This window comes from Pseudoalteromonas sp. SWXJZ94C (genome assembly GCF_015864385.1).
GTDB lineage: Bacteria > Pseudomonadota > Gammaproteobacteria > Enterobacterales > Alteromonadaceae > Pseudoalteromonas.
Genome location: NZ_JADYXF010000018.1, coordinates 39,764 through 56,975, shown reverse-complemented (window position 1 = coordinate 56,975; position 17,212 = coordinate 39,764). Strand labels below are relative to the sequence as shown.

9 protein-coding genes are annotated in these 17,212 nt (G+C 36.1%); 1 reads left to right on the top strand and 8 read right to left on the bottom strand.

The window, feature by feature from the left end; genetic code table 11:
* Positions 1-84: 84 nt before the first annotated feature.
* From I6F65_RS09580 to gss, 6 genes are all read right to left on the bottom strand, one after another.
* On the bottom strand, positions 85-1,821 hold the full coding sequence (locus tag I6F65_RS09580) for a SulP family inorganic anion transporter (RefSeq protein ID WP_197112637.1): 1,737 nt from the start codon (positions 1,819-1,821) through the stop codon (positions 85-87).
* Positions 1,822-2,066: 245 nt separating this feature from the next.
* Positions 2,067-5,006, bottom strand: coding sequence for a TonB-dependent receptor (locus I6F65_RS09575; RefSeq protein ID WP_197112635.1), 2,940 nt, complete (start codon positions 5,004-5,006; stop codon positions 2,067-2,069).
* Positions 5,007-5,937: 931 nt separating this feature from the next.
* Entirely contained in the window at positions 5,938-6,639 is a 702-nt protein-coding gene (locus tag I6F65_RS09570) for a hypothetical protein (protein WP_024611758.1), read from the bottom strand.
* Between the two features lie 290 nt (positions 6,640-6,929).
* On the bottom strand, positions 6,930-7,454 hold the full coding sequence (dps, locus tag I6F65_RS09565) for a DNA starvation/stationary phase protection protein Dps (protein ID WP_024611759.1): 525 nt from the start codon (positions 7,452-7,454) through the stop codon (positions 6,930-6,932).
* Positions 7,455-7,690: 236 nt separating this feature from the next.
* The gene (locus tag I6F65_RS09560; protein ID WP_024611760.1) at positions 7,691-8,059 is read right to left on the bottom strand and encodes a DUF2237 family protein; all 369 of its coding nucleotides are present in this window, start codon (positions 8,057-8,059) and stop codon (positions 7,691-7,693) included.
* Positions 8,060-8,138: 79 nt separating this feature from the next.
* On the bottom strand, positions 8,139-10,007 hold the full coding sequence (gene gss / locus I6F65_RS09555) for a bifunctional glutathionylspermidine amidase/synthase (protein WP_197112633.1): 1,869 nt from the start codon (positions 10,005-10,007) through the stop codon (positions 8,139-8,141).
* A gap of 461 nt (positions 10,008-10,468) precedes the next feature.
* Here gss and I6F65_RS09550 point away from each other — a divergent pair, with 461 nt between their 5' ends.
* A complete protein-coding gene (locus I6F65_RS09550; RefSeq protein ID WP_197112631.1) occupies positions 10,469-10,963 on the top strand; it encodes a hypothetical protein in 495 nt (164 codons plus the stop codon).
* A gap of 112 nt (positions 10,964-11,075) precedes the next feature.
* Here I6F65_RS09550 and I6F65_RS09545 read toward each other — a convergent pair whose 3' ends face one another.
* A complete protein-coding gene (locus I6F65_RS09545; protein WP_197112629.1) occupies positions 11,076-13,067 on the bottom strand; it encodes an oleate hydratase in 1,992 nt (663 codons plus the stop codon).
* Between the two features lie 637 nt (positions 13,068-13,704).
* On the bottom strand, positions 13,705-16,926 hold the full coding sequence (locus I6F65_RS09540; RefSeq protein ID WP_197112627.1) for an Ig-like domain-containing protein: 3,222 nt from the start codon (positions 16,924-16,926) through the stop codon (positions 13,705-13,707).
* Positions 16,927-17,212: the final 286 nt, after the last annotated feature.

The following is a 17,212-nucleotide window of genomic DNA, read 5'->3' as shown; positions in this document are numbered from 1 at the left end:
AGCATAGACTCCTGCACTAGGAGCCTATGCTTATTACTTATGTTATTAGCTAATTAACTCAGAAGTAAATTTATAAAGGGGAAACTACTTCTCTAAACATTCACTATTTATACTAGATTCGAACAAGTTAACCACTTTAGTATGCTGACTTACGCTATTTCTTTTTAAGGCTATGTATAGGTCTGAGTGAATGTATATACCCTCTGTTCCTGACTTCATACCGGCGATTTCAAACCATGACAGCAGCTGACGTTTCCTGCCTGCAAGCTCAAGCCTTATATCGCGCTTTTTAAATATAACATCTAGATCGGCAAGCATTGCCATTACGCTTAAATCTAAGTGAGTAAAGCAGGGCACAGCGTCAATTATTACGCATTGAGTGTCGTCTTTTTGCCTGGCGTATTGTTCTAGTAATCTGCGTTTAAAGTAGCTGGCATTAAAGTAAGTTAAAGGTGAGTTAAAGCGATAGATAAAGACGCCTTGCACCGATTTTGCTTTATCTGTGGCGTCTAAGCTTCTTACTACACCATTAACATCTACGCCTAATATGTTGTCGGTTGGGCGCATAACAGTGCGAATAAACTGAAATAACCCAAGTAACACAGCAAGTGTGATCCCTGGTATAACGCCAATAAATAACACCGCAAGTAAGGTGGCTGAGGCGAGATAAAATGCCTGTTTATCTTTTCGTTTTAATTGCCAAACGGCTTTTAAATCGAGTAAGTGTACAGAGGCAATAATAAGTACAACACCCAGTGCCGCACTTGGAATAAATTCAAGCGGAGCAGTTAAAAATATAGCTATTACAGCAATAATTGTTGCCGCGATTATTGATACTAACTGCGTTTTTCCGCCTGTGGCATCGTTAACTGCGGTACGCGAGTCGGCGCCACTTACAGCAAAACCTTGCGAAAGTGCTGAGGCTATATTGGCAATGCCTAATGCTCTAAATTCTTTATCGGCGTCTATGTCGTAGCCATTTTTAGCGGCAAAGCTGCGAGCGGTTAGCATCATACTTACAAAGCTAACGATGGCTAAGTTAAGTGCAGGTACAACTAGCTCGCGAATAATACCTAAATCAAAAACAGGGGTATTAAAAACAGGAAGCCCGCCTGTTACGGTACCAATGGTTTTTATATCTAGTTGTTTTAAATCAAAAATCCACACTAACAGTGCACCAAATGCAATGGCGAACATAGACGACGGCCACGTAGGTTTTATGCGTTTCATGGCAAAATAAACAGCAAAGGTAAGTAGCGCCATTAATAATGTTGGAATGTGTGTTTGTGATAGGTATGTGGGTACTCCGCCTAGGCGTTCAAGCAAGTAGCGTTCATCAAAGGTAAAACCAAATACTTTAGAGAACTGACCAACAATAATAGTAATTGCTACACCGTTTAATAAGCCCATTAAAATTGGTTTAGATAAAAAGTCGGCTAATACACCTAGTTTAAATTTACTGGCTATAAAGCACCAAAAGCCGGTCATGGCGGTCATGGTTACAACAAGTTGCCAATGCTTAAAGCTGTCACCCGCCGCAAGTGGCGTAACTACGGCTGCAATAACTGCGCAGGTAGCTGCATCAGGACCTACTATTAATTGTTTTGAAGTACCAAAAAGTGCATATACCAACATAGGGAGTATGCAAGAATATAACCCTACAGCGGCGTTAACTCCGGTTAGCTGCGCATATGCAATTGCAACGGGTAAGGCAACTGCGGCTACCGACAGTGCGGCTCTAACATCATCGGCAAACCATTGTCGCTCATAATGGAGCAATGTATTTAAACCCGGCATAAAATTATATAAACGCGACAGCACTTCCAATTCCCTGTTAATAGTAATAACGCTTTGATAGTAAATTTAATATTAAAATAAGTATAGCTAGAGGAGAGTATTTTTTACGTAATACCCACTGCATTGAATTAGTTATTTACTATAGCGATGGAGAGTTATTTAACTCGGTAGAATAATCATGTTTTTAATAAGGTTTGTATCATCTAAATTTACTTTTCTATAGACGTAAAAAAGCCTGCATAAAAGCAGGCTTTAGCTTTCAGGGAAAATTAAAATTTAGCGCGAATGCCGAAGCTATAACGACGATCCGCTTCAGTGTACTTCCAAGCGCCACCTAGTTCAGATAGGTAGATTGAAGGTTCACCTGTTAAGTTTGTTGCATTACCTACTAGCGTAAAGTTTTCGTTTATGTCCCAACTTGCAGAGAAGTCTAACTGGCCTCTGTCATCACGGTAGTTATTACCGTAAACAGTGCCATCTTCTGAAATACCGCCTGTTGAGTTAATGTTTTCTACGCGTTTTTCGTTTTCAGTATCTAAGAAGCCATCGCGGTAGTTATAAGCTAGGCGGGTAGAGAAACCTTCGTATTCCCAAAATACTTGTAAGTTATACGTATTTTCAGAAATATCTAATAGTGGGTTTCCGTTCGGCTGTTCACTGTCTGCATACGTGTAGTTTGCATTAATACCTAAGCCCGAAAATGCACCAGGTAAGCTTGTAAAGAATTGTTGGTAACCAACTTCAAAACCTTGAACAGAGCCATTTTCACCGTTTACATTTTTAACGGTGTCGATGCCTGTTAAACCAGCATCACGTAAATCAGAAACATGATTAAAACCATCTGCATCTACAGGGAAGTCTGTTGCATCTGAGTAAACTAGGTTATCTTGCGATACGCCCGCTGTATCAAGCTGACATACTTGGTTCCACTGAGTTACGTTTTGACCAGCAGCCGTGCTTGATGCAGCCTGACAGCTACTTTCGTTACTTAAGAAGGATTTAACATCTTTATAAAATACAGCGAAAGATATTACGTTACCTTCATCAAAGTAATGCTCTACAGATAAGTCGTATTGTGTTGCACGGTAAGGTTCTAAATCGATAGAGCCTTGAGTAGCACCCGTAATGTCGTTATTAACGTCAAATGCTGGGCTTAGCTCGCTAAAGTCAGCTCGACGCATAACTTTTGCAGCAGCAAAGCGAAATAATGTTTCGTCTGAGTAGTTATAAGTAACGTTTAAGCTTGGTAAAAAGTCGCTGTAGTCGTTATCGCCTGTTACTTTTTCGCCATTAAGAAATACGCTTGATTCTAGGTCTGTCGTTACATAACGACCACCAATAATTGCAGTAACATTATCAAAGTCTAAGTAAGCCGACACATACACAGCCGCTGTATCTTCAACTACGTTACGGTATGCACTTTCTTGAAACTCTTGGTTATCAGAAAGGCTACCTGTTGATGCTAGGTTAGTGCCTGCTAGTAACTGCTGAAGTTGAGCATAAGTATTTGCTGGATTAGATAAACCGTTATAACTTAAAAATGTTAGTAAGTCGTTTTGTCCTGTGTGACCTAATTGGTCAAAAGAGTTGTCGTGGCTAACTGTTGTAAAGCTATTTGGAAATGCAGCATTGAAGTCATCAACCCATAATGTAGCTAATGAACCATCTGAGTCGTTAAATGCATTTTTGTAAATATCTTTAATTTCTACTTTGTATTGCTCGTATTCGTAATCACGGTTAGTAACACGTACACCTGCTTTAACTTTAGATACCCAGCTTAAGCTGCTGATAGGTTCAAACATTTCAACATCAAAACGAACGGCCGTTTCTTCGTTGTCAGTTCTTCTATCTTCACTTTTAAACGTACGTAGTGCTAAGTTTTGTGGGTCAGTAAATGCATTTGGATCTGAGTGTATGATGCTTGGTAATTTATTACCGTCTTGAGAAAATGCACCATCATATAAATGGTTTACTAAATCAACGCCGCCACTTGCTTCGAATGTTGATTTTTCGATTGGGCGTAAGGTAAACTCAGAATCAGGTCTTACGCTTTCTGATGACGCAACAGCAATTTCACCAGAAATTTTAATGCTATCTGTAAGGTTCCATTCTGCACCAAGTGCATTTGAAAACGAGTCAGTTTCACGAAAGTCACTGTATGTTTTAGGAATACCAAATTCGTTAGTTAGTGTGTAGTTGTTTACGCCGTTAGCGTCTTGTGTGGTGTTTGCATCTGTTGATAATGAACCAGCTACACCTAAAATAGAGTTACCAGTTTGCTCACCCGAGCGCTTAGTTCCGCTTAAATCAAGGTATACCATGCCATTACCTGACTGTGGTGCCCATTGAAGTGACAAGTTTACAGCTGTACGCTCACGTTTTTCTACGTATTGCTCAACACTGTGCTCATCTCTTACGATTGCGTTACCGCTTGGTGTGTTACCTTCTTGACCGTTAATTTCGATGTCTTGAGGTTTAACACGGCTAGACGTTTCATCTTGGCGAATTTCACGATCTTGATACGAAAACATAGCAATGGCACCAAAGGTACCCATTTCGTCAAAGTCCCAGTTGTTACCAAGTGAACCGCTAAAAATCGGTGCTACTTTTTCTGTTTTATCGGCGTATTCGCCATCTAATGACATTGCTGCCGTTAGTTTTTCTAATTCTAATGGACGAACAGTTTTTAAACTAACAGTTCCACCTAATGCGCCTTCAATCATATCGGCAGTAGGTGATTTAACAACTTCTACCGTTTTTAAGAAGCTTGATGGGTAATCTTGTAAGCTAATACCATCACGAGAGTCACCAATAGTAGAGCGACCATTTAACTCAACACGGTTTTGCGGTAAACCACGAATAGAAACGCTATCACCTACGCCAAAATCGGTATTAATAGACACACCAGTAATGCGTTGCAGCGCTTCAGCAATATTGTTATCTGGGAGTTTTCCTATATCTTCAGCAACAATAGCATCAACAATACGACCGTCGGTGCGTTTAAGCATTGCTGCAGCCTTCATACTTCCTAACATGCCTCTAACTTCAATAACTTCAATGTCACTGTCAGATGTTTCAGTCGTGTTTTGCGCTTCTTGCGCAGCTAAAGCTGACGAAGTCATTAATAATAATGCAGCTGCACCCATTAATTTAGAGTTGTTTTTTTGTTGTTTATTTATTAGTGAGGAAGTAATTCGATTGAGTTCCATGTATCTCTCCCAGTTGGGTAATTGTGTGTTGTTAGTGAGTGTTGGTTTACCAATTTAGCTTTGTGTTCTCTGTTTGTTGTCATACAGAAAGTGTGGTTAAAATTAGTTCAATTAAGGTTTGATATCAAGCTTTGTTTACCAATAATGTGAATTTGGTATTACAACTTTGGTCTAATGTGGATTTATAGTTAATAAATTTAACAAGTTATGTTCTTTAATTATTTTGTAATCGTAGTAAAAAAATTGAATTTAATGTTGGTTTATAGGTTTATTATCGTTATTTACTCATTTTAGATTCTAAAAAACAGATAGAATTAATCTTATTTATATGGGAAATATATGGTTTTAATTGGTAAATAATCCATTATTTTAGATAGGAGAGTGCTTTATTACATATGGGTGATACAAAAAAGAGGTGTTTACTTACCAAGCATGTAGCACTGCATTTGTTAGAAAAAATGAGAAAATATAAATTACTTATTTGTTGATTTTTTTTGTTTTTATCTGCATTGGTAAGATGGTTATGGTTTTATTTTTGTTTTTTTATACGGTATTGGTTAACCGTTTTTTGTGAGTGGGTGATGAAAAAATAATAAGGTAATAAAGTACGTATTAAATTTTCATTTTAGAGATTTAAACGCGGCGTCATATCATTAACTTGAAAATAAGTAATTAAATATAAAACTTTAGCTTTTAATTAAGTTATACCTTTTTCATTGAATTAGTGATCTATTACTACGACAGTAGGGGGGTAACTGCAAGGTGAAATCATAGATGTGTTGTTTCATATGGGCTATTTTAACGTTGTCAGGGAGGTCATCTGCTTACTAGAAAAATAGCGTTTTTAGAAAAGTTAGTGTTATTTGTGCCTTTTAATTTTAAAAAAACCTCCTACATTTTTAATGTGGAGGTTCTATTTAAATTTTATTGGTTATTTACCCGTGTAAAGTTTTACAGAATCCCACTTAACATGGAACTCACCTTCGCCACCTGTAAGCTGATAGGCACCTATTTTTTTATATTGTTTTTCCTCGCCACCAACCTCTATAGAACTAGACCAAATTTTAACATCATCAAGATAAAGGTTCGCATCTTCATAAGAATTACCGTTAGAAAGACCATTGGTTTTAATGATTAGTTTGTAACGAGTATCAAGTGATATTTTAACTTGAGGATGATCACTCCAACCATTATTTGAATAGTTGCTATCTCCTTGAACACCAAATATATACGAGCCATTTTCTTTTCTTGCTTGGTAAATACTGAAAACACCGGTATCACTTGTAGAATGATCGTGGGTTTGTGCTACGCCCATTTTATTAAAATCAGAATAGTTACCATCTATTGTAAAATAACCAGTGAGCCTGTTATATCCTGTTCTACGTTGATATTTAAATTCATCTCTTTGTTTTCCATCAATGCAATTAGAATCATCAGTTAAACCAAACTTGAATGTCTTGCTTGTTGACGTTGATGTACTTGGTTTTAGAGCACAACCACTTGCATCCGTTTCAGGAAGATTATCTTCGTTTTCTAATGTCCAACTAATATCGTTAAAGCTACCTGCTGTAGCCGTTGCGCTTAGAGCAAGTAAAGAACTGACAATAATTGATTTACAAGAAATTATTTTCATATTATACCTTGATAGTTTAGTTTCTAATTCAGGTTCAAATCTAGCAAAGTATTAATATAGTGTAAATTAAAGCAGTCTTTTAGGGTTGTTTATTTTTGTTGTTGTAGTTATTAAGGGTTGTTTTTGGTGGGCTGGCTGTTCTATATCTCAATATATATTATTGGGTATTTGAGTTAAGGCAATAAAAAACCTCGTATTGGTGGTACGAGGTCTTTAAAATTTTAAGTGTATTTTTCAAAAGAAAGCCATTTTAGTAAGCACAGATACACTTAATTTTTATGAAAATTCACTTATTTTTTTAGTTCACCGGTTGACGATTCAATATGCGCTCGAATAAACCACTGAAATTGCTCTAAGTCAGCTAATTGGCTGGTGATCATGTCTTCTGAAACAGGGTCTAACTCTGAAAGAGTGTCGATAGCTTTACGGTGATCTGCATTAATGCCGTTATACACTTTATCGAGTGCGCCTAAGTGCTCTGTTACTAAGCCTCTACCTATTGAGTATTCTCCCCATGTGCGGCGATCTACTATTGATTTTGGTGTACCAACAGGTATCCCGCCAAGTGTAGCGATTCGTTCTGCAATGGTGTCTGTCATTTCACGTACGATTTCAACCTGCGGGTCTATCATTTCATGTACACCAATGAAGTTAGGACCAACCACGTTCCAGTGAATATGTTTTAAAGTAAGCTGTAAATCGAGTAGTGCAACCATACGGTTCTCGAGTGTAGCTATTGTTTTTTGAGCTGATTCGTCACTCATACCTGGCGCGGTAAATTTAGCTGTTTTACTTGATTCGTTAGTGTTACTCATAATTTCTCCTGCTTAAGTAATGTGTTGCTCATGTATGCGTATATTGCATTATGAGCTTGACTTAAACTTAATGAAGCAACAGTTATGCCGAAAGTGAGATTTATTTAAAGTTGTTTTAAAACAATGTATTATGTTTGATCTTGGTTTTTTGCAGGTAGGATTAACTTTTATTTTTGAAAAGCCTGCATGCATTTGTAAAATATGCAGACTTTATTTTAATTACAGCTTAGGTGTATTTAAACTTTGGCTATATATTCATGCGCTTTTAAGAGTTCGAGCGAGACTATTTCTAACGATTTTTTATTTGTTGCTTCAAGTACCACCGGTGGCGCGGCGTTAGCAGTAGTAGCATGTAGCCATCTTACTGCACACAAGCACCATTTATCACCGGCTTTTAAACCTTCAAAATCGTAAAGAGGGTTAGGGCTTATTAAATCATTCCCCTGTGATTTTGAAAATTGTAAAAATTCGTCAGTCATAATTGCACATACACTATGATTACCAAGATCTGACTCTGGCACATAACAAAATCCTTCACGTGTATATCCACCATTTCCGCAACATAATTTTAAACGTGTATCGAGTACATTGAATTGATTTGCCATGAAAAACCTTAATTTTTTTGTATTTAATGAAGTTAATAAGTACAAGCCCGCGACGATATTGCGAGCTTAGTGTTACTCATTATTTAATACGCAGTGCCATGCAATCGCTATGACCGTTTATGATCATACTTTTATCAACGCGTACGCCACCACCAGAGTATTTACCAGCAGCCGTAAAGCTACATATTTGTACAAAGTAGTCATCTACTTTAGGCAGTGCAAATAGTTGTTGGTATATCTGGTCTTGCTCGGCAAAGTGCCCAGCTGTTTTTTCTATAACTTGCTGATGTTCATCAACAAGTTGAATATTAGCACCACAACGTCCTACTATTGGTTTAACTACATAACCGGTTTGTAATAACTCGTCGTTAAGTTCAAACGCGGTATTAAGTAAATACTTATGATTAGGGAACAAGCTCCAAAGTATTGGTAAAATGGCCTTATTACTTGGGATTAATGTCCACAGTGGTTCAAATACCATCACGTTTTTACGCAGCAGTACATCTACTAGGCGCGGTGTTTCACCAGCTTGAAATTGTGGTTCAAAGTTATCAGTTAGTAATTGATCAGCTTCGCATTCCTCACGAATTTGATCAAGCGCAGTTTCCCAAGACCAGGTTTTCCACACATAGCTCAGCTGTGAGCCGTCTTCATCTACTATGTTGCCAGATTCATTCCAGCTAAGTGAACTTAAACCTATAACTAATTTACATTCAAAGCCTGCGGCTTCAATAGCTTCTTTCATAAATAATGCGTGGTAATGTTCTTCTGGTTCATCGTCTTGTAAAATATGAACAAGGCCTTTTACTTCACTTTTACGCCATGCTTTTACGAGGTCTTTAAATAAATTTTGACCTGCATCTACACCTGTTTTAACACCAAAGTGTTTTGCCCATTTACCTTGAACCTTGCCGCTTTCCATATAGCACGACGCTGAATCGCAATTGTATTCGTAAACTTTTAAACCTGCTGTTGTTAAGGCAAAGTCAAACCGGCTGGTAATTAATTGGTTTAAGCGGTTATCCCACGATTGACGAATTTTATTAAGCACAACATCGGGTAAATTAAACTTTTTTAATAACTCAGGGTGCTGCAATACGTAATCGGTAGCGTGCATAAATAAGCCATGTAGCTCATTTGTAGCATGCTCAATAGTTTGCTGCGCCGTTTGAGATATTGCAAAGTAATTATGCTGATCCTCATCTACGGATGTAAGTTTATGACCTTGCATCATTTCTACGTAAGCAGCTTCATCGTCATTGGCAATATTTAACCATGACTTTTTTGCTTGCCCTGTATCTGCTGCTTTATGTGCTTCTATAGTAAATAAGTCAGTGTTTAGCTCAGACGTTGGCTCAGCATATTCGGTTTTATCTGTTTGTGTCATCCAGCCTAAAATAGTGGCGTCGCTGTAAGAGCACTCAATCCAATAGTCGCCATCTTTAGTTACTTTTGCTTTTAGCTCACGACACCAGCTTTGATCTTTTGGCCATATTTGATGTCCTACATTTTGCTCAGCAAGCCGTATTTTATCCTCATGTACTTCAACAACGACAGCAACATGACCTGTTTCTTCAAACTCGCCGCCTTCCTCCCAAATAAGTAAGCTACCTACTTGAGGGTGATGTTTAGCACCATTTCTAAAAGCGTTTAGCGGTAGTCTGCTTTGGCTATTTACATCGCGCACTGAACGCAGCTCAAAAATATCGTAAGCCATGGCTATATCATCAAAAATATAACCATGATTGAGGTACATCCACCGACGAGCAAATTCAACGCATTGCCATTTATAGCCCATGTAAATGCCGTCAAGGTAGCTACGGTAGGCACTTCGGTTAGGATAAATGCTTTCATCAGCCGTATCATAATCAGATGAATACACAGCAACATTACCAGGTGCATAACCTAATAAGGTACCAAAAACGCTAGCAGGAGCAGAAGATTTCATAAACAAAAATGTTCAAAATAAAGGTGTGATAATTTGCTGACTATATGAGCGAAACACTGCGATAGCAAGATATAAAATATGTTTTATGTAGAGAAAAACACATTACGTAGAACTATTAAATTTGGAGTTAAGTTTAATTTATAGAGAATATATATGGCTATGTTTTATATGTTATTTATTACTATATTAGCTCAATGTTAAAACACATAAATGGCTCAGTAATTTAAAAATACCGATATATAGTATTAATTGAGAATTATTTACATCTAAGTTGGTAATAAATTCAATTTTTATTTTTATAAACATAAAAAATCGCTATTGAACATTTTGTTTTTAGCATTCCAAGTTGCTGATTTTTTAGGTTTAATTTTAAATTATTTATAAATAAACTATTTTTGGTTTGTTATTTGCTTTTATTAGTTTAGCAACACAACGTTTAAACTAAGAAAAGGAATTAAGATATGAGTAATGTTATTACAGGTTTATTTGGCAATACGTCTAAAGCTACATTAGCAATCTATAGATTAGAAGCGTTAGGTATAAAAGATTCAGAAATTAGTATCGTTGCAAACGATTCTTATACAAAAGATGACTTTGCTGTAGATGAAGGTACTAAAGCTGCCGAAGGTGGTATTTTAGGTGCGGCTTCTGGTGGTGTGCTTGCTGCAATTATTGGCGGCTTTACAGCGGTAGGTGCTGTAGCTACCGGTGGTGCAGGGCTTTTAGTTGCAGGTCCACTTGTTGCTGCGCTCGCTGCAGGCGGTGCCGGTGCAGCCGCTGGTGGAGCTGTAGGGGCAATTATTGGTGCCTTTATTCCAGAGCACGAAATTAAGTACTACGAAGATGCTATTAAGGAAGGCTCAATACTCCTAGGTGTTAAATACACTAGTGACAACAAGGACGATATAAAAGAGGCGCTTGAAAATGCAGGTGCCGAAAACGTATCTACAGCTTAATATTTGTATGATTTAAATTAATGGGGAAGCTAGTTTTAGCTTCCCCATTTTTTGTGCAAATCTAAATTGTTTATCAAGAACTAAATAGTTTTACTTAGTTTAAGCTTTATTACTATTTATCTTCTTTGTGTAAAAAGTTATCTCTAATCGAGCCTACCCAATTTGTAAACTTATGGATTACGATATTCCCTTTTCCGAGAAGTGCATTTAGCTCTTCTTCAAAATGTGTTTGCTTTTTGCTATCGGCTTCAGGGAGTGGCGGCAAAATATGAGCAAAATAGGTTTTATCGAGCAAGCGATGTAGTAATCGTTCGCCAGTAAATGGCTTACCACTATTAAGCGCACGTGCACCTTTAATTAAATTACGAATATCGTATTGAGTGGGGCTTATATCGGGTACTTGCTTTGGAATATTTAGTAATTTATATACACCAATTCGTGCTGTTCTTATTGATGTTTCCATCGTGAAAATAACATCATTACGGGTTTCAACAAATTGACCTACCATACCTAAATTAGTACAGCCTTGTGGCACTGGACGAGGTCTGTCGTCAGCAGCTCGCGGCATAAATTGTGCTGTAATATACGGCATAAGAGCAGTACGTACTTTGGTGTTAGCAACTATGTCGTCAAGTTGCTCTTCAATATTAAGGTGGTAACAAAGTTCAGTTAGTATTTCCTTGCCTGTACATTCAGCCATTGTTTTTTCTATTTTATTTCCTTTTTTATCCATTAATAAACCGTAAACCCACAGTACTAATATATCGTCGGGTTGCTCTGGGTAGTGAGGCTGCCTGTTACACGTAACACTTAGTAACCAATTAGAATCGGTTATGGTAATAATGCCACCTGTAACTGAGCGACCAGAATATGGGTCGTTAACCGATAACGTTTTTAGTTTATCAACAAGGGGTGATGGTTTACATGTAAGCGTTGCTGACTCCCAGATAGATTTATCTACATCCCCATAAAACTTTTCAGGATTGCCAAAAACAGGTGATTTTTCAGCGAGGTTTTTCCATAAGTTCCAACCGCTATTTTTACCTGGATCATTTTTTTCGCAAGTAAGAACGGGCACTGTATCCATGTCACCGTATGCGGTTTGTTCTGTCATTGAACCATTGAGAGCGAATACTAAGTCTTTTGGCTCTATTGCAATATATTGCTTTTGCCCTTTCGTAATAGCTTGAAGACCCGCGACTGTTTTTTTATCATCGGTGAAGTTCATATCAAGATCGTGTACGCAGGTATCAAACTGAAATTTAACCCCTTTTTTTCGTAAATAATCCGATAGCGGCTTTATAAATGTGTCGTATTGATTGTATTTAGGAAAAACTAAAAGAGACATGTCTCCAAAGCCATCTATAGAATCGAGAAAACGATGCAAATATAGCTTTGTTTCCAGCAGGCTATGGCAATTTTTAAAGGCAAACATAGTACGAAATAAAAACCAAAAGTTACTTTTTAAAAAGCCAGCGCTAAAATATTCTTCAATGGTTATATCATCTAGTGTTTCTTTGCGTTTTAGCATTAATTTAATTAATTCCCATTGCTGGGATTTATTTAATCCAAAGTCGGTAGCATCTAAAATTTCACCACAACTTTTTATCAAGCGTGCTTTTGAGTAATTAGGGTCGTTGTCGTTGATTAATCTATATTCATCAAGTACCGAGTAGCCTTCAGGAAGCTCAGCAGCGGGTATATCTTGAAATAGGTCCCAAAGAATATCGTAGTTCCAATTCATTTCACGACCACCACGAATAATATACCCATCCTCAGGATTACCTTGCCCATCCATTGAGCCACCTTCAATACTCATTTCTTCTAAAATAGTGATGTTTTCAGCAGGCATATGAGCATCACGAATTAAATAAAACGCCGCAGCAAGACCACCTATACCGCCACCGACTATCCACGCACTACGATTTTCTATTCCGGGTGTTGGTAAGGTTTTATGGCGGGCATAAGGCGAAATAAAATCATAAGGGGGCAGTGTGCCTTTAGGCGTGTTATGCCAAAAGTCTTTAGTTGCATCGGGTTCGTGTTCAAAACCCTCTGGTGCGGTTGCAGAAATATCAAACTTAGAAATCGTTTTTTTAGACATTATGCGTCCCCTTATGGGTAAAATATTAGCAGTATTTGCTAATCCCATAATTGCATGTTCAGACGAGGCTTACTTTGTATTAGATCAAACTTTGGGATTTGAAGTGGAAAAATTAAAAACAAAAAAGCCATACAGTTTGTATGGCTCTTTGTTAATTAATTTACTATCTAAATATATTTATAATAAACCTATGGGCGGAACGAGTTACCACAAAAGCCACTACCTGTGCCTGCCGATGGAAGCTCGCCACTAAGTTGTTGGGTCATGTTAGTTACGCGATAATCCATAAATTCGGTTAGACCATAAAAATTATTAACCGATGATGTAAGATTTTGCTCAAACTGTGAGTAGCTGTAAAAAGCTAATTCAAAGCAGGTGGTATTTATGTTTTTTACTTAACACCTTGAGTGTTTTATGACGTAATTGAAAGGGCTCTGTTTTTACATTGGTAGAGGGTTTTTAATGAATATTTGGCATATATGATTATTATTTTTACTTAAGCTAAATAATACATCACGTTATCACCCTATATTATCGAATAAGCCAAATATAGCGTTGTGAATTTAATAACTAGAGTCATGTAATAAGGACCCGACTGATATAATCAATCGGGTCCTTACTCGCAATAATTTAAAAACTAAAGCTTGTACCTACGTGAAAGAGTAATCATCGCAATTAAAAGCAAATAAAACATACTACCAGATGACTTTTCATCATCAGTGCTGCCATCAACATTTTCATTATCAGTGTTGTCATCAACATTTTCATCAACTTCATCAGCGCTTAGAACAATACTAACTGTTTTAATTTCGGACTCAGAAAGTTTATCGCTTACTGAATATTTAAAGCTCGTAGCTTGGTTGCTTTCGCCCTCAGGAGTATAAACAAATAAACCAGTTTCAGATTCTATTGAAACGCTACCATACGCAGGCTGAGAAATGAGTTTAAACGTAATAGGGTCGCCATCTTCATCTGTACCACTCAATTGAGCATTTATAGGATCGCTTCCTACTACATTATAGTTAGCATTCTTAGCAACTGGTTTTGTGTTTGTAAACATGATGGTAACTATGCTTTGTTCGCTATTTGTTATTGAATCACTCGCGGTATAGGTTGCTGTTAAAGGCTCTAGAGATTGTGCGTTAGGTATATATCTAACATTGCCATTATTTTGGTCTATTAACTCAATAGTCCCACTTGCAGGTAGAGTGTTAAAGTTATAGGTGAGTAAGTCTTGATCGTCATCATTACCTTGTAAGCTAAACTCAATAGGCGTGTTCCAATGTGTACTAACAGTAAAGTCATTGGTGGTTGGTTTAGTATTTTTAATTTCAATATCAATATTGGCTACTTCAGACTCTAATCCGTCTAGCACAGTATAAAAATAGAGATTTTCGACTCCAACCTCTCCTTTTGGTGTATATGTAAATATACCTACCTTATTGTCAATATATTCAATTGTCCCAAGTTTCGGAGTATCAATAATAATATTATCTATATTGTTTAACTGTAAATCTATTTCAATTGGTGAAAGTGCATGAGTTGAAAATGAAGCGTCATTAGGCTTTTCTGATTTTTGGTCTACTTTTTTTGCATATATTACAGCTGAACTGCCTATTGCTGATATATAAGTTGTATCACCAATCGTAGTTGTTTTTAGTTTGTCTGAAAAAATATTATTATTTAAAATAGTGGTGTTTTCACCACTATTTAAATTTAATTCTCGTAAATCTTTACCACACGAATATATTACACGCCAATTTTTTTCAGATTTAGCAACGCCACCTATATAGTAAATCGCAGTACCGCGGGGGTCTGTATCCGTATCACTGTCACATAGATTAGCTGCAATTTTTTCCACTTCACCGTTTGTTTGTAGGTAGGATGCTGTTGAATTACTGTGATTTACTGATACAAGTCTTTCTTCATTCCCAACTTTAACTTTTGTAGCGTAGGAATAATTACTATAGCTCCAATGATGCCCAGAGTCGTATGCATAATTAGTGAATGTGTTATCTACAAAGTCATAAATAATAAGAGAGCTATCATGATATTTTTCGCTAAGAACTAACTTTGGTATATCGCTATTATTTAAATAAATAGATTCCATATCATAAGCTGAAAGAGTCCAGTGAGCAATCGTTGCACTTTTTATAACATCGCCAGTTTGTCCATTTAGAACATATAATATATGGTTGTTGTCGGCTATATTTACAATTAAAAGTATTTCTAAAACCCCATCATTATTAATATCTAAAGTTTTAAGTTGCGTTATCTCTTTTCCTTCTAGTTCGACTTGATACATGAGCTCTGCGTTTTCAGGTGAAAGAACTTGTAACGCTAAATTATCTATATCTTTCGTACCTATTATTATTTGCTTTTTGCCTGTATTAAATAAATCACCAGTTGTTACTTTTTGTGCTAATAAATTTGGGGAGTTAGGATTGGAAACGGATAATATATTTTCTACTTCTGTATAAAAAGGGCGCTTAGTCTCTAAATCAATAACTTTTAAGGTAGAGTAGCTATCTTCTGAATAGATTAGTTCAGGCTTTTCATCGCTATTTATATCAACTACCTCATAGATACCAGAAGAATAAACTAAGGTTTCTTTATTCCATAAGGTTTCTTTTGATGGGATATCTATTATCTTATACTTAGTGCTACTGTTCTCAGCTCTATAAGCACCATCCAAAAATGGTCTACTACCACATGCTAAGTTTAAGTTACCGTCTCCATTAACATCATCAATTAGAAAACTTGCGCTACATTGAAAATCAATTACCTCGTATTCCCAAAAGACTTCAAGGTTTAAAAGTGATAAGCCAAATACTATTTGTCTATCAGGATCAAAATAAAACATACTGTCATTAATACCATCGCCATTATAATCTACGATGGTTTTGTGTAAGTAGCTACCTTCTAAGTTTTCTGTTGTTAAATCGATGGTGTTTGTTCTGGGGTTATAGATGGATATGGAGTTTTTGTTTAGTAAGATTACCTCATCATAACCATCATTATTCGTATCTGTAATTAATAGGTCAAGAGATGCTGGAATGTTAGTTTTTGTAATTAAATCCATACCTGTATTTTGTAATTGCGATATTTGACCGTTAATAAATAAAATTTGTTGTTCATTTTTTTCGGTAAATGATCCTACTTTTTTTATATACTTTAGGTTTTCAACTTCGGTTTCAGGAAAGGGGTAAGTATTTATAATTTCTAGAGTCAATGGATCTAATATATTTACAGTATTATATTGTCTATTGACCACACCATATTTAATAAGCTCATTTACACCATCATTATTGAAATCTAAAACACGAGGTAATGTATAGTCTAATATGTTTATTTCAACTGTGTTTTTAATTTTTCTTGTGGCTAAGTCAACAATGTACATTGCTGTATTATAGTTTGATGTAGGAACTTCTTTTTCTGCTTCAATGTAAAGGTAATGTGAATCAGAGTTTACATCATAAAAATAAAAACTACTTCTAAATAAACCACCGTGATAATACTCAGCGTTGCGATAAGTTTTGCTTAATGGATTCCTTTCATAATATTGCCTATTACTAACAACTATCTTATCAGTTACTTTAAATTCATTATTTTCAATTGAATTAATAAAATCAATAGTACTATTTTGTACAGTAACGATTTCTTTTATACCATCACCGTTAAAATCACCGGTATAAGCGCCTTCAAGGCCAGTAGCTACAGATAAAGTATGGTCAAAAAATTTTGCAATGTACGTGTCATTACTACTTTTAGCAGGTTCTGACGCCAAAGCATAATTACTGGCTATCGCAGTAGTCATACAAGTTAATAATAAAGTGGTTTTTAATAATTTATATTTCATGAAAATCCTTTTAAATTTATGAAAGTTAATTTGAAGCTTTTTAATAAAGGAAAATAATAGATGACAATATTATAACCACAGTTAAATTCCTCATTTATTTCAATGGGTAATCAACTGAATTTATTGTTTGATATTTGAATATTTCATTTGCGGGTAAATGGATACCGGAGGACTAATATTTTGAAATAGATAATCATTATTAATCCTTTAATGAGTATTCGATCACCATTGCTGAATATTAACACCAAATGAATTTAAATAGAAGTGTACCTAAAATAGTTTTTAA